This window comes from Paraburkholderia sp. BR13439 (genome assembly GCF_040948805.1).
GTDB classification, from domain to species: domain Bacteria; phylum Pseudomonadota; class Gammaproteobacteria; order Burkholderiales; family Burkholderiaceae; genus Paraburkholderia; species Paraburkholderia youngii.
In genome coordinates this window covers 127,853-141,140 of sequence record NZ_JBFPKN010000016.1, presented here as the reverse complement: position 1 = coordinate 141,140, position 13,288 = coordinate 127,853, and the positions used below count along the sequence as shown (strand labels likewise).

The window sequence follows — 13,288 nt, the reverse complement described above, 5'->3', positions numbered from 1 at the left end:
GCGGCGGCTGCGGCGTTCAGCGCGCGCCGCGAGCAGAAGATCAGAGCATAAAAAAACGGCGCGGGATAAAACCCGCGCCGTTCTGTTTTTGGCGTCTGGCCAGCTTAAGTCAACGCCGGCCTGACTGATATCACTCGACTTCCACCGCCTCCGGATTCGGATTACGCGGCGCCGGATGCTCGTCGAAGGTCAACTGCACCTTGTCGTCCGCATCGACGTCGACCGTCACGCGGCCGCCGTTCATCAGCTTGCCGAACAGCAGCTCGTCGGCGAGCGCGCGACGGATCGTGTCCTGGATCAGGCGCTGCATTGGCCGCGCGCCCATCAACGGATCGAAACCGTGCTTCGCCAGATGCTTGCGCAGCGCATCGGTGAACAGCGCATCGACCTTCTTCTCGTGCAGCTGATCTTCCAGCTGCATCAGGAACTTGTCGACCACGCGCATGATGATTTCCTCATCGAGCGCACGGAAGCTGATCGTCGCGTCCAGACGGTTGCGGAACTCCGGCGTGAACATGCGCTTGATGTCGACCATCTCGTCGCCCGCCTCGCGGCGATTCGTGAAGCCGATCACTGCCTTGCCCATCGCCTCGGCGCCCGCGTTCGTCGTCATGATGATGATGACGTTGCGGAAGTCCGCCTTGCGGCCGTTGTTGTCCGTCAGCGTGCCGTGGTCCATCACCTGCAGCAGCACGTTGAAGATGTCCGGATGCGCCTTCTCGATTTCGTCGAGCAGCAGCACGCAGTGCGGCTTCTTCGTGATCGCCTCGGTCAGCAGGCCGCCCTGGTCGAAACCGACGTAGCCCGGCGGCGCGCCGATCAGCCGGCTCACCGCGTGACGCTCCATGTACTCCGACATGTCGAAGCGGATCAGCTCGATGCCGAGCGTGAACGCGAGCTGCTTCGCGACCTCGGTCTTGCCGACACCGGTCGGACCGGAGAACAGGAACGCGCCGATCGGCTTGTCGAGCTTGCCGAGGCCCGCTCGCGCCATCTTGATCGCCGCCGACAGCGCGTCGATGGCCGGGTCCTGGCCGAACACGACGCTCTTCAGGTCGCGGTCGAGCGTCTGCAGCTTGCTGCGATCGTCTTGCGACACGCTTTGCGCCGGCACGCGCGCGATCTTCGAGATGATTTCCTCGATCTCGTTCTTGCCGATGGTCTTCTTCTGCTTCGACTTCGGCAGAATGCGCTGCGCCGCGCCCGCTTCGTCGATCACGTCGATCGCCTTGTCCGGCAAATGACGATCGGTGATGAAACGCGCCGACAACTCAGCCGCCGCCGACAGCGCACCCGACGAATACTTGACGCCGTGGTGCTCCTCGAAACGCGACTTCAGCCCGCGCAGGATCGCCACCGTCTGCTCGACGGTCGGCTCGGTCACGTCGACCTTCTGGAAACGACGCGACAGCGCCGCGTCCTTTTCGAAGATGCCGCGATATTCGGTGAAGGTGGTCGCGCCGATGCACTTCAGCGTGCCCGACGAGAGCGCCGGCTTCAGCAGGTTCGACGCATCCAGCGTGCCGCCGGACGCGGCGCCCGCGCCGATCAGCGTATGGATTTCGTCGATGAACAGAATGGCGTGCGGACGCTCCTTCAGTTCCTTCAGCACCGTCTTCAGACGCTGCTCGAAGTCGCCGCGGTACTTGGTGCCAGCGAGCAACGCGCCCATGTCGAGCGAATACACCTGGGCATCCGCGAGGATATCCGGCACTTCGCCTCGCGTGATGCGCCATGCGAGCCCTTCGGCGATCGCGGTCTTGCCGACACCGGCTTCGCCGACCAGCAGCGGATTGTTCTTGCGCCGGCGGCACAACACCTGCACCACACGCTCGACTTCCGACTCGCGCCCGATCAGCGGATCGATGCGGCCGTCCTTCGCCATCTGGTTCAGGTTCTGTGTGAACTGGGCAAGCGGCGTTTCCTTCTGCGCGGCGGCTTCGTCGGACTCGGCATTCGCGTCGCTCGCTTTCGCGGCGTCCGAACTGCTCGTCTTGGCGATGCCGTGCGAGATGAAATTGACCACGTCCAGACGCGTGACGCCCTGCTGCTGCAGGTAGTACACCGCGTGCGAATCCTTCTCGCCGAAGATCGCGACCAGCACGTTCGCGCCGGTCACTTCCTTCTTGCCGTTCGAGGTGGACTGCACATGCATGATCGCGCGCTGGATCACACGCTGGAAACCGAGCGTGGGCTGCGTGTCGACGTCGTCCGTGCCCGGCACGGTCGGCGTGTTGTCATGAATGAAGTTGCGCAGGTTCTGACGCAGATCCTCGATATTGGCCGCGCATGCGCGGAGTACCTCTGCCGCCGTCGGGTTATCCAACAGCGCGAGCAAAAGATGTTCGACCGTTATGAACTCGTGCCGTGCCTGGCGCGCTTCCATGAACGCCATATGCAGGCTGACTTCCAGTTCCTGGGCAATCATGCTTCCTCCATCACACACTGCAGCGGATGCCCGGCCTGCCGTGCGTGGGTAACGACTTGCTCGACTTTGGTCGACGCGATGTCCCGCGTATAGACCCCACAAACTCCCCTGCCCTCGCGATGCACCTTCAACATGACCTGCGTTGCGGTTTCACGATCCTTATTGAAATATTCCTGCACGATCATCACGACAAATTCCATCGGCGTGAAGTCGTCATTCAGCAGCACCACCTTGTACATGGACGGCGGCTTGAGTTTCTGCTCCTGCCGTTCCAGTACGGTGCCGTCCTGCTTGTCCGGGATAATCGCCATACACCCATTCTAAACAACTAGGACAGGCCCGCAATCCTGTCAAAACCCGGCCGCCCGGCCGATGAGCCCGTTCGCTGCCGCCCGGCTGTCACGACGCTGTCATGATCGGCGCGGCCTCTCGCGTTATCGACGGGCCGATTGCGGTGCCGGCCCCCATCCTGTCATGCACGGTGCGTGCTGCACCGCGGTCGGATCGAGTATCGCACAACCTGCCGGTACTGGCTGCGAGCGCTCGCAGCGCTGGGCGTCGGCGCCGCGGGCACAGTCAGCATGTGAGTCGATTATGCGACTTTTCAAGCCACGCCGCTTGCGCCACCGCACATACGGAAGCGGTAAAAACCCTGGAAAGCGACCTGTTTGCAACGCGACAACGACGTCTCAAAATTTTCTTGACACTCGAATAAAGAGCCCCAACAATCAAGCTGGCACTTTTTTCACTAAGCCATAATTTCGAAAAAATGCCGATGGTGAGCTTGTGAGGAGGGGACGACTGCCTCGCGCAGTCGTGGCTTTTCGAGGGCTCGTGGTAGTGACATGAGTTACAGGGGAAGTTGGAAATGGCAACTGGTACGGTCAAATGGTTTAACGACGCCAAAGGTTTCGGATTCATCACGCCTGATGAGGGTGGCGAGGATCTGTTTGCACACTTCTCGGCCATCCAGATGAATGGGTTCAAAACCCTGAAGGAAGGTCAGAAGGTCACCTTCGAGGTTGTGCAAGGCCCGAAAGGCAAACAGGCATCGAACATTCAGACTCCTGCCTGAGGCGGCTCTGCGGCGGTTCGTTACCCGTCCTTTTTGAAACCCGGCTTCGTGCCGGGTTTCTTTTTTGCGGTGGCTTTCTGTTGCAGCGGATTTTCCCGCCGGAAAATCGCGCGAAAATCCCGGGTATAAAAATACCCCGGCCGTTTGCTGGCGCCGGGGTATTTATGCAAACTGGATAATCCCGGCGCATCAATTACATATTTTCGATCATCACTTGGCCAAATGCGGAACACGACACCTGGGTCGCGCCTTCCATCAGACGGGCAAAATCGTAAGTCACGCGCTTTTGCAGGATCGATTTTTCCATCGAGCTGATTATCAGATCCGCCGCCTCGAACCAGCCCAGGTGGCGCAGCATCATTTCCGCCGACAGGATTTCCGAGCCGGGATTCACGTAGTCCTTGCCCGCGTATTTCGGCGCCGTGCCATGAGTCGCCTCGAACATCGCAACCGAATCCGACATATTCGCGCCCGGCGCGATACCGATGCCGCCCACCTGCGCGGCGAGCGCGTCGGAGATGTAGTCGCCGTTCAGGTTCAGCGTGGCGATCACGTCGTATTCGGCCGGGCGCAGCAGGATCTGCTGCAGGAACGCGTCGGCGATCACGTCCTTCACGACGACGTCGCCGCCGGTCTTCGGATTCCTGACTTTCATCCACGGACCGCCGTCGATCAGTTCCGCGTTGAACTCTTTCTGCGCGAGCGCGTAGCCGTAGTCGCGAAACGCGCCTTCGGTGTACTTCATGATGTTGCCCTTGTGCACCAGCGTCACCGAGCGGCGTTCATTCTCGATCGCATACTGGATCGCCTTGCGCACCAGACGTTCGGTCCCTTCGCGCGACACCGGCTTGATGCCGATGCCCGACGAATCCGGGAAGCGGATCTTCTTCACGCCCATTTCTTCGCGCAGGAACCTGATGATCTTCTTCGCCTGTTCGGATTCGGCCGGCCATTCGATGCCCGCGTAAATGTCTTCCGAGTTCTCGCGGAAGATCACCATGTTGGTCTTCTCGGGCTCACGCACCGGCGACGGCACGCCCTTGAAATACTGCACCGGACGCAGGCACACGTAGAGGTCCAGCTCCTGGCGCAACGCGACGTTCAGCGAGCGGATGCCGCCGCCGACCGGCGTGGTGAGCGGCCCCTTGATCGATACGATGTATTCCTTGACCGCCTGCAACGTTTCGTCCGGCAGCCATACGTCCGGGCCGTACACCCGGGTCGCCTTCTCACCCGCGTAGATTTCCATCCAGTGGATTTTCTTCTTGCCGCCGTACGCTTTTTCGACCGCCGCATCGACGACCTTGAGCATGACCGGCGTGATGTCCAGACCGGTACCGTCGCCTTCGATGTACGGGATGATCGGCTCGTCGGAAACGTTGAGCGAGAAGTCGGCGTTGACGGTGATCTTATCGCCACCTGCCGGAACCTTGATGTGCTGATACGGCATGATCGGACTCCAGTGAAAGCCGTGCAAAAGCTGATGGGAGACTGCGAAAGAGATACGCTCGCCACGCAATGCCGAACCGCCGCGAGCGGCCTGGCCGCTATTCTAGCCCACGCCCCAGGCACGACGCGGCCGCCGCGGGCTCCGTGTTTTCCCACATCGACGGCCCCTCGACCGCGCCACGCTCCTCTATAAGATACAAGAATCTGCTTGCCTATTTATGCATTATCATCGCGCCGTACCGCTCTGCCGTCTCGCTCTCCTATGCGCCTTCTCGCCCTCAACAAGCCGTTCGGCACCATTTGTCAATTTTCGCCACATGAGACGCGCGCGTCGCTTGCAGACTGGGTGAAGGTACCGGGTGTCTATCCGGCCGGCCGCCTCGACTCGGATAGCGAAGGCCTGCTGCTGCTCACCGACGACGGCGCGCTGCAGGCGCGCATCGCGGAGCCGCGTCACAAGCTCGTCAAACGCTATTGGGCGCAAGTCGAAGGCGCGGTCGACGACGCCGCGTTGAAACAGCTCGCACGCGGCGTCGATCTCGGCGACTACGTGACACGCCCATGTCAGGCGAGCTATGTCGAACCGTCTGGCTCGCTATGGACGCGCACGCCGCCGATCCGCTATCGCGCTGCGATCCCGACCACGTGGATCGAACTGTCGATCACAGAAGGCAAGAACCGCCAGGTGCGTCGCATGACGGCCGCGGTCGGTTTTCCGACGCTGCGTCTCGTGCGCGTCGGCATCGGTGCGCTTGACATTTTTTCACTCGGACTACAACCGGGTGAGAGCATCGAGTTGCGAGCGAACGCGCCGTGGGATGGCGTCGCCTGAACGCGAATCAGCCTGCACGTGATCACTGGAAACACGTTTCACGGCCGTGACAATCAACGCTAACTCGTTGTAGCAGCACACAAAACAATGCGTGAAACGCAAGCCCGAAATGCGTGAAACAAATGAGCTCGCGCGAGCCTGCGTGATGCAGTTCGATCGCGTGTGATGACGACAAAAATTTCCGCGCAATCCACGTCAACCGCCGTACAAGTCCACGCGTTATTCGACGCAGATGCCGCCGAAGCTATCCGGCATTCAGCCTTAAAGACCTTTGCATAAGCCGTTTTTGCGCGGCGAGTACGAAAGTCCGAACGCTAGCAGACGCGTCGAAAAATTTTGTTCGATGCGGCTGTCAACCGAAAGGTGGATGGCACGTTTACCGACATGACTCTACATTTGCCGGGTCATTTGGTTAATTAACTCAAGCTGAGGATTCACAAAATGAACAAACTGATCGCCGCTCTGGTCGCTGGCCTCTTCGCAACGGCAGCATTCGCACAAGCATCGGCACCGGAAGCAGCTTCGGCAGCTCCGGCAGCAGCAGCCTCGTCGGCAAAGAAGACCACCAAGCACGCTCACAAGAAGTCGCACAAGAAGGCAGCAGCTGCTGCAGCTTCGGCAGCTTCGGAGTAAGTTGCTTGTAAAAACGCAGTAAAGAACTAGCTTCATTGCCGTTCTTACGGCGTTGTAAGGCAGATCACCGCAAGGCGATCTGCCTTTTTGTTTTTGACACGCTCGCGTAACATGCGCGGGTCGATTTCAGCAAGGAGTCTTGTCGTGCGATTTTCCATCCGCTCGTCGGTGGCGCGTTTCGCCGTTGCCGTTGCATTGCCGCTCGCGGCGCTGTCGTTCGCCGCTACCACGGCTCCCGCCCTGGCGCAGCAGATGCCGCCGGGCGCCAAGCAGCCGGGCGAGTTTCCGCGGGTCAAGCTGACCGCTGGTATGTTCGTGATCGACGCGGCCGTCGCCGCCAACGACGCGGATCGCGAACAGGGCTTGATGTATCGCACGAAGCTCGGGCCGAACGAAGGCATGCTGTTCGTGTTCAACGAGAACGCGGGCCACTGCTTCTGGATGAAGAACACGCTGATTCCGCTGTCGATCGCGTTCATACGCGCCGACGGCACGATCACCGACATCGACGAGATGCAGGCCGAGACCACCAACAACCACTGCCCGACGCACAACGGCGTGTTCGCGCTGGAAATGCCCAAGGGCTGGTTCACGGCGAAGGGCATCAAGCCGGGCATGCAGATCCAGGGCTTGCCACCGGTGCCGGGTATCACGCAGTAAAGCGCCTCACCGCCGGGCTGCGCCCCTGCGCGGCGCCCCGCAGATGGCCTCTCCGTAAGCTGCCACTGGCCAGCCCGGCCGTCCCGCCCTGCTTTCCCGCAAAAACTGGCGCCTCAACCCGCGGCGCGCCGGTTTTTTTCCGCCCGCAGAGCCCCGCGCGGCCAGCCTTCGCGCCGGCTGGCAGGATTCATGCAAAAGACCAATCGAAGCGCTATCCTTGTAATCTCGATTTGGTAACGCCACATAAAGCACCACCCAGACTCCCCGGGCGGCTGACGCGGTCGCCCGGCATGCGTTTCAGGCGCGCCATTACAAGGAGATTCACGTGCCCCGCAAGACTCCCATCGAGCGCTACCGGAATATCGGCATCAGCGCTCACATCGATGCCGGCAAAACCACCACCACCGAACGGATCCTGTTCTACACCGGCGTGACCCACAAGATCGGCGAGGTTCACGACGGTGCGGCGACGATGGACTGGATGGAACAGGAGCAGGAGCGCGGCATCACGATCACGTCGGCGGCCACAACCGCGTTCTGGAAAGGCATGGCCGGCAACTATCCCGAGCATCGGATCAACATCATCGACACCCCCGGGCACGTCGACTTCACGATCGAAGTCGAGCGCTCGATGCGCGTGCTCGACGGCGCGTGCATGGTGTACGACTCGGTCGGCGGCGTGCAGCCGCAATCGGAAACCGTGTGGCGCCAGGCGAACAAGTACAAGGTGCCGCGCATTGCGTTCGTCAACAAGATGGATCGCGTCGGCGCGGACTTCTTCCGCGTCCAGCGGCAGATCGGCGAACGCCTGAAGGGCGTCGCCGTGCCGATCCAGATTCCGATCGGCGCGGAAGAGCACTTCCAGGGCGTGGTCGACCTCGTCAAGATGAAGGCGATCTACTGGGACGACGCGAGCCAGGGCATCAAGTTCGAGTATCGCGACATTCCGGCTGAACTCGCCGCAACGGCGAAGGAATGGCACGACAAGATGGTCGAGGCCGCGGCCGAGGCGAACGAGACGCTGCTCGAAAAGTACCTGGGCGGCGAGCATCACCTGAGCGAAGAAGAAATCAAGCAGGGCATTCGCGCACGCACGATCGCCAATGAGATCGTGCCGATGCTGTGCGGCAGCGCGTTCAAGAACAAGGGCGTGCAGGCGATGCTCGACGCGGTGATCGACTATCTGCCGTCGCCGGTCGACGTGCCCGCGATCACCGGTCACGACGAGCACGACAAGGAGATCGAGCGTCATCCGAACGACGACGATCCGTTCTCGGCGCTCGCCTTCAAGATCATGACCGACCCGTTCGTCGGCCAGTTGATCTTCTTCCGCGTGTACTCGGGCGTCGTCAATTCGGGCGACACGGTCTACAACGCGGCCAAGGAAAAGAAGGAGCGCCTCGGCCGCATCCTGCAGATGCATGCGAACGAGCGCAAGGAAATCAAGGAGGTCTACGCGGGCGACATCGCCGCGGCCGTCGGCCTGAAGGAAGCGACTACCGGCGACACGCTGTGCGATCCTAATCATGTGATCATCCTCGAAAAGATGATCTTTCCGGACCCGGTGATCTCGCAGGCCGTCGAGCCGAAGACCAAGGCCGATCAGGAGAAGATGGGCATCGCGCTGAATCGTCTCGCGCAGGAAGATCCATCGTTCCGCGTGCAGACCGATGAGGAATCCGGACAGACGATCATCTCCGGCATGGGCGAGCTGCACCTGGAAATTCTGGTCGACCGGATGAAGCGCGAGTTCGGCGTCGAAGCAACTGTGGGCAAGCCGCAGGTCGCCTATCGCGAAACGGTGCGCAACAAGGTCGAGGACGTCGAAGGCAAGTTCGTCAAGCAGTCGGGCGGCCGCGGCCAGTACGGCCACGCGGTGATCGCGCTCGAACCTTCCGAACAGGGCAAGGGCTACGAGTTCGTCGATGCGATCAAGGGCGGCGTGATCCCACGCGAATTCATCCCGGCGGTCGACAAGGGCATCCAGGAGACGCTGAAAGCCGGCGTGCTGGCGGGCTATCCGGTCGTCGACGTGAAGGTCACGCTGACCTTCGGTTCGTACCACGACGTCGACTCGAACGAAAACGCGTTCCGCATGGCTGGCTCGATGGCCTTCAAGGAAGCGATGCGCAAGGCGAAGCCCATACTGCTCGAACCGATGATGGCCGTCGAGGTGGAAACACCAGAGGACTTCATGGGCAACGTGATGGGCGACCTGTCGAGCCGGCGCGGCATGGTGCAAGGCATGGAAGACATCGCGGGCGGCGGCGGCAAGCTGGTGCGTGCGGAGGTGCCGCTCGCCGAGATGTTCGGCTACTCGACGTCGCTGCGCTCGGCCACTCAGGGCCGCGCGACTTATACGATGGAGTTCAAGCATTACGCCGAAACGCCGAGCAACGTCGCCGAGGCCGTGATCAACGCGAAGAAGCAATGACGCTGACGCGACACCGCCGAGTGTCTTGAGTCGAAGCCCGCTCCTTGTGAGCGGGCTTTTTTTTCGTGGCGCCCTTGCCATCATCACGCCACGCAGCCGTTTTTTGAACGTGCCAGAATGGCGAACAGGTACGCGGCACGCAAGCCAAGGAGGGGACACGATGAGCCAGGATCACGAACATCCGCATTACCGGGCCGAGCACGAGACCGCCGAAACCGGCGGGCAGATCGACTGGCGCGAGCACGGCGTGAAGGTCATCCGCGGCGATCAGCTCGATAGCAACACCGCGCAAACGCCGGGCATGAACCGCGCGGCTGCGATCAACGCGGCGCGCGTCGGCGCGCAGAAGATCTGGGCCGGCACCGTGACGATCCATCCGAACGCGAAGACCGGCGCGCATCATCACGGCGCGCTCGAAAGCGTGATCTACGTGGTCCGCGGCCACGCGCGCATGCGCTGGGGCGAGCATCTGGAATTCACCGCCGAGGCCGGTCCCGGCGACTTCATCTTCGTGCCGCCCTACGTACCGCATCAGGAGATCAACGCGAGCACCGACGAGCCGCTCGAATGCGTGCTCGTACGCAGCGACAACGAAGCGGTCGTCGTCAATCTGAACATCGATGCTGTCGAGCAGCCGGAAACGGTCTACTGGGTCGATCCGATCCACAAGCATCCGCACGATCACTGAGTCGCTCATTTGCCTGCTCATTCACCTGCTGACTGATCCGCCCGCGCCACATGACGCCTACCGCTTCGCTGCGCCGTCGCCTCGTCACGCTCTACGCGGCGCTGATCGCCGCCAACCTCGGCACCTGGCTGTGGGCGCTGATCGCGTTTCGCCACTACCCGCTGCTGCTCGGCACCGCGCTGCTCGCGTATGGCTTCGGTCTGCGTCATGCGGTCGACGCCGACCACATCGCGGCGATCGACGCGGTCACGCGCAAGCTGATGCAAACGGGCAAGCGGCCGCTCGGCATCGGGCTCGCGTTTTCGCTCGGACACTCGACCATCGTGATCGCGGCGACGATCGGCATCGCGTGGACCACGCATTCGCTGCACGGGCGCTTCGAGAGCCTCAAGGAACTCGGCGGCACGCTCGGCACGCTGGTTTCGGCGACGTTCCTGCTGGTGCTCGCGGCGGTCAATCTCGTGATCCTGCGCGATGTGTGGCGTCGCTACCGGCACGCGCAACACGATGGCGCCGTGGCGACCGCGTCAACCGATTCGCTCGCCCCAGCCGGGCTGCTGTCGCGTGCGTTCCGGCCGCTGTTCCGGCTGGTGACCAAAAGCTGGCACATGTACCCGGTCGGCGTGCTGTTCGGGCTCGGCTTCGATACCGCGACCGAGATCGGCCTGCTCGCGATTGCCGCGTCGCAGGCGAGCACCGGTCTGCCGCTCTACTCGATCCTCGTGTTCCCCGCGCTCTTCACGGCCGGCATGACGCTCGTCGATTCGACCGATAACTTGCTGATGGTGCACGCATACGGCTGGGCGATGGATGACCCGAAGCGCAAGCTGTACTACAACGCGAGCATCACGTTCGTGTCGGCGGTGGTCGCGATCGTGATCGGCGGCATCGAGGCGTTGGGACTACTGTCGGACCGCTTCGGCTGGAGCGGCGGCGTGTTGGATGCGATCGCCCGCATCAACGATCACTTTGGCGCGCTCGGCTATGCGATCGTCGCGGCCTTCATGGCGTGCTGGATCGGCTCGGTGCTGTTTCATCGCTGGAGACGGCCAACCGCGGCGACAGGCGCGGCAACAAGCGCGGCGCCCAAATGACTCGTTCCGGTATAACTCACTCGACCCATGCGAGGCGATCGGTAATGATTCCAGCGCGATGCCGTCATTCTGTCCGCTACGGCGGGCACCGCTCGCAAGCATGCATCGCGCAATCGTTGCGACGACGACACACCGCGCGCCGTTTATCGCCCGATCGGCTGGCGCGGTGCGCCGCCGGCGCGCCAGAGCCGCGAGCAATCGCTTACACTGAGACGGCTTTTCTCGCGCTGTCGCGCCGCTCGCGCGACGCTTCGGAACCGGCAACAGAACGGACTGGACACGCCATCGATGAAAACGCCAGCGGACCGACTTCTCGCATCTGACGCACTAAACACAGCCCGCCTCACCGCCGACGCCTACGGCAACCACGCCCTCGACGAATTCCTCGCCGGCCGCATCACGCGCCGCGAACTGCTGCGCTACGCGAGCGTGATCGGTCTTTCAGCCGCGGGCGGCGGCTTGCTCGGCGCGCCGCGAGCGAGGGCGCAAGGTGCGCCGGCCCCGTCGAACCAGACGATCCGCGTCGCGCATCTGACGCCGGCGGGCGCCGTCGATCCGCTGACGGTCACCGACGCCGCGAGCCTCGCGCTGCTGAACCAGACCGGCGAATTCCTGATCGATGACGACGGCGAGAAGCTGATGCTCAAACCCGCGCTCGCGCTGTCGTGGAAGCCGAACGACAAGGGCGACGTGTGGACGTTCAAGCTGCGCCCCAACGTGAAATTCCACGACGGCCAGAGCTTCGGCGCGAAAGACGTGGTCGCCACCTTCGACCGTCTCGCCGATCCCGCGAGCGGCTCGGCCGCGTTGTCGGTATTGAAGGGCGTGCTGTCCAAAGGCGGTGCGAAGGTCGTCGACGAACACACGGTCGAGTTTCATCTCGACGCGCCGATCGGCAATTTCCCCTACTACGTTTCCTCGGATAATTACAACGCGGTGATCCTGCCCGCGAACTTCGCGGGCAACTACGAAAAGAGCTTCATCGGCACCGGCCCGTTCAAACTCGAAAAGTATCAGCCGAAGGTCGGCGCGTCGTTCGTGCGCAATCCCGACTACTGGGGCGACAAAGCGTTACCGCAACGGGTACAGTTTTCGTTTTATGCGGACGAACAGGCGCAACTGCTCGCGCTGCAAGGCCACCAGGCCGACGTGATGGGCACCTTCACCGTGCAGGGCGGCGCGGCCATTCTGAACAATCCGGACTACAAGGCAGTGGGCGTGAAGTCGAGCGCGCATCGGCAGATCCATATGCGCAACGACAGCCCGCTCTTCAAGGACAAACGCGTGCGCCAGGCGCTCGCGCTGTCGCTCGATCGCGACGTGCTCGTGCGTGGTCTCTTCAAGGGTCGCGCGCAACTCGGCAACGACAGCCCGTTCGCGCCGGTGTTTCCGTCGTCGGACGCGGGCGTGCCGCAACGCAAGATCGATGTCGCGAAGGCGAAGCAACTGCTCGCGCAAGCCGGCGTGCCGAACGGTTTCGATGTCACGCTGACCACCGAAAAATACATGGAGATCCCCGACCTCGCGGTCGTCGTGCAGAACGCCGCGAAGGCGATCGGCGTGCGCATCAACCTGAAGGTCGAGAGCCAGTCGCTGTACTACGGCGCGGGCACGCCGGGCAAATCCGACTGGCTCGACTCGCCGCTCGGCATCACCGACTACGGTCATCGCGGCGTGCCGAACGTGTTCCTCAACGCGACGCTCACGAGCAACGGCACGTGGAATGCTGCGCACTTCAAGAATCCGCAATACGATCAACTGGTCGCGCAGTTCGTCGCGGCGATCGACCTCGCCACGCAGAAGAAACTCTCCGGACAGATCCAGACGCTGCTGCTCGACGAAACGCCGCTGATCATCCCGTTCTTCTACGATCAGCTGATCGCGATGCGCAAGGGCGTGAACGGCGTGCGCTTCACCGCGCTCGCGCAGCTGTATTTCGATCGCGCGACGCTGAGCGCGTAAGTACCGCGCTGCTCGAGGCACCTTTCGCAGGAG

General features: G+C 62.2%; 11 protein-coding genes. 8 read left to right on the top strand and 3 right to left on the bottom strand.

The features are described from left to right. Positions 1 to 130: 130 nt before the first annotated feature. Both clpA and clpS read right to left on the bottom strand, forming a co-directional pair. Positions 131 to 2,428, bottom strand: a complete 2,298-nt coding sequence (gene clpA / locus AB3X96_RS28395; protein ID WP_176105239.1) for an ATP-dependent Clp protease ATP-binding subunit ClpA — start codon at positions 2,426 to 2,428, stop codon at positions 131 to 133. Further along, the gene (gene clpS / locus AB3X96_RS28390; RefSeq protein ID WP_008919570.1) at positions 2,425 to 2,739 is read right to left on the bottom strand and encodes an ATP-dependent Clp protease adapter ClpS; all 315 of its coding nucleotides are present in this window, start codon (positions 2,737 to 2,739) and stop codon (positions 2,425 to 2,427) included. Before clpS ends, clpA begins: the two co-directional genes overlap by 4 nt. A 557-nt stretch (positions 2,740 to 3,296) precedes the next feature. Between clpS and cspD the strand changes: the two genes are divergently transcribed. Continuing rightward, on the top strand, positions 3,297 to 3,503 hold the full coding sequence (cspD, locus tag AB3X96_RS28385; RefSeq protein WP_176105238.1) for a cold shock domain-containing protein CspD: 207 nt from the start codon (positions 3,297 to 3,299) through the stop codon (positions 3,501 to 3,503). 193 nt (positions 3,504 to 3,696) lie between these two features. On the opposite strand, the gene icd is transcribed toward cspD, so the two are convergent. Continuing rightward, positions 3,697 to 4,953, bottom strand: coding sequence for an NADP-dependent isocitrate dehydrogenase (icd, locus tag AB3X96_RS28380; RefSeq protein ID WP_368592336.1), 1,257 nt, complete (start codon positions 4,951 to 4,953; stop codon positions 3,697 to 3,699). 261 nt (positions 4,954 to 5,214) lie between these two features. Between icd and AB3X96_RS28375 the strand changes: the two genes are divergently transcribed. The 7 genes from AB3X96_RS28375 to AB3X96_RS28345 all read left to right on the top strand — a co-directional run bounded on the left by AB3X96_RS28375 (position 5,215) and on the right by AB3X96_RS28345 (position 13,255). Beyond that, entirely contained in the window at positions 5,215 to 5,784 is a 570-nt protein-coding gene (locus AB3X96_RS28375) for a pseudouridine synthase (protein WP_368592335.1), read from the top strand. Between the two features lie 441 nt (positions 5,785 to 6,225). Beyond that, on the top strand, positions 6,226 to 6,417 hold the full coding sequence (locus AB3X96_RS28370; RefSeq protein ID WP_082194658.1) for a hypothetical protein: 192 nt from the start codon (positions 6,226 to 6,228) through the stop codon (positions 6,415 to 6,417). 144 nt (positions 6,418 to 6,561) lie between these two features. Further along, positions 6,562 to 7,077, top strand: coding sequence for a DUF192 domain-containing protein (locus AB3X96_RS28365; RefSeq protein ID WP_176105234.1), 516 nt, complete (start codon positions 6,562 to 6,564; stop codon positions 7,075 to 7,077). A 325-nt stretch (positions 7,078 to 7,402) separates the two neighbouring features. Then, a complete protein-coding gene (gene fusA / locus AB3X96_RS28360) occupies positions 7,403 to 9,511 on the top strand; it encodes an elongation factor G (RefSeq protein WP_368592334.1) in 2,109 nt (702 codons plus the stop codon). A 160-nt stretch (positions 9,512 to 9,671) separates the two neighbouring features. Then, positions 9,672 to 10,199, top strand: a complete 528-nt coding sequence (locus AB3X96_RS28355; protein ID WP_368592333.1) for a cupin domain-containing protein — start codon at positions 9,672 to 9,674, stop codon at positions 10,197 to 10,199. 50 nt (positions 10,200 to 10,249) lie between these two features. Next, positions 10,250 to 11,293, top strand: coding sequence for a HoxN/HupN/NixA family nickel/cobalt transporter (locus AB3X96_RS28350; RefSeq protein WP_368592332.1), 1,044 nt, complete (start codon positions 10,250 to 10,252; stop codon positions 11,291 to 11,293). Between the two features lie 288 nt (positions 11,294 to 11,581). After that, on the top strand, positions 11,582 to 13,255 hold the full coding sequence (locus AB3X96_RS28345; RefSeq protein WP_368592331.1) for an ABC transporter substrate-binding protein: 1,674 nt from the start codon (positions 11,582 to 11,584) through the stop codon (positions 13,253 to 13,255). Positions 13,256 to 13,288 lie beyond the last annotated feature (33 nt).

Coding starts and splice junctions, on each gene's coding strand:
- clpA (WP_176105239.1), bottom strand. CDS start 2,428: ATGATTGCCCAGGAACTGGAAGTCAGCCTGCATATGGCGTTCATGGAA.
- clpS (WP_008919570.1), bottom strand. CDS start 2,739: ATGGCGATTATCCCGGACAAGCAGGACGGCACCGTACTGGAACGGCAG.
- cspD (WP_176105238.1), top strand. CDS start 3,297: ATGGCAACTGGTACGGTCAAATGGTTTAACGACGCCAAAGGTTTCGGA.
- icd (WP_368592336.1), bottom strand. CDS start 4,953: ATGCCGTATCAGCACATCAAGGTTCCGGCAGGTGGCGATAAGATCACC.
- AB3X96_RS28375 (WP_368592335.1), top strand. CDS start 5,215: ATGCGCCTTCTCGCCCTCAACAAGCCGTTCGGCACCATTTGTCAATTT.
- AB3X96_RS28370 (WP_082194658.1), top strand. CDS start 6,226: ATGAACAAACTGATCGCCGCTCTGGTCGCTGGCCTCTTCGCAACGGCA.
- AB3X96_RS28355 (WP_368592333.1), top strand. CDS start 9,672: ATGAGCCAGGATCACGAACATCCGCATTACCGGGCCGAGCACGAGACC.
- AB3X96_RS28350 (WP_368592332.1), top strand. CDS start 10,250: ATGACGCCTACCGCTTCGCTGCGCCGTCGCCTCGTCACGCTCTACGCG.
- AB3X96_RS28345 (WP_368592331.1), top strand. CDS start 11,582: ATGAAAACGCCAGCGGACCGACTTCTCGCATCTGACGCACTAAACACA.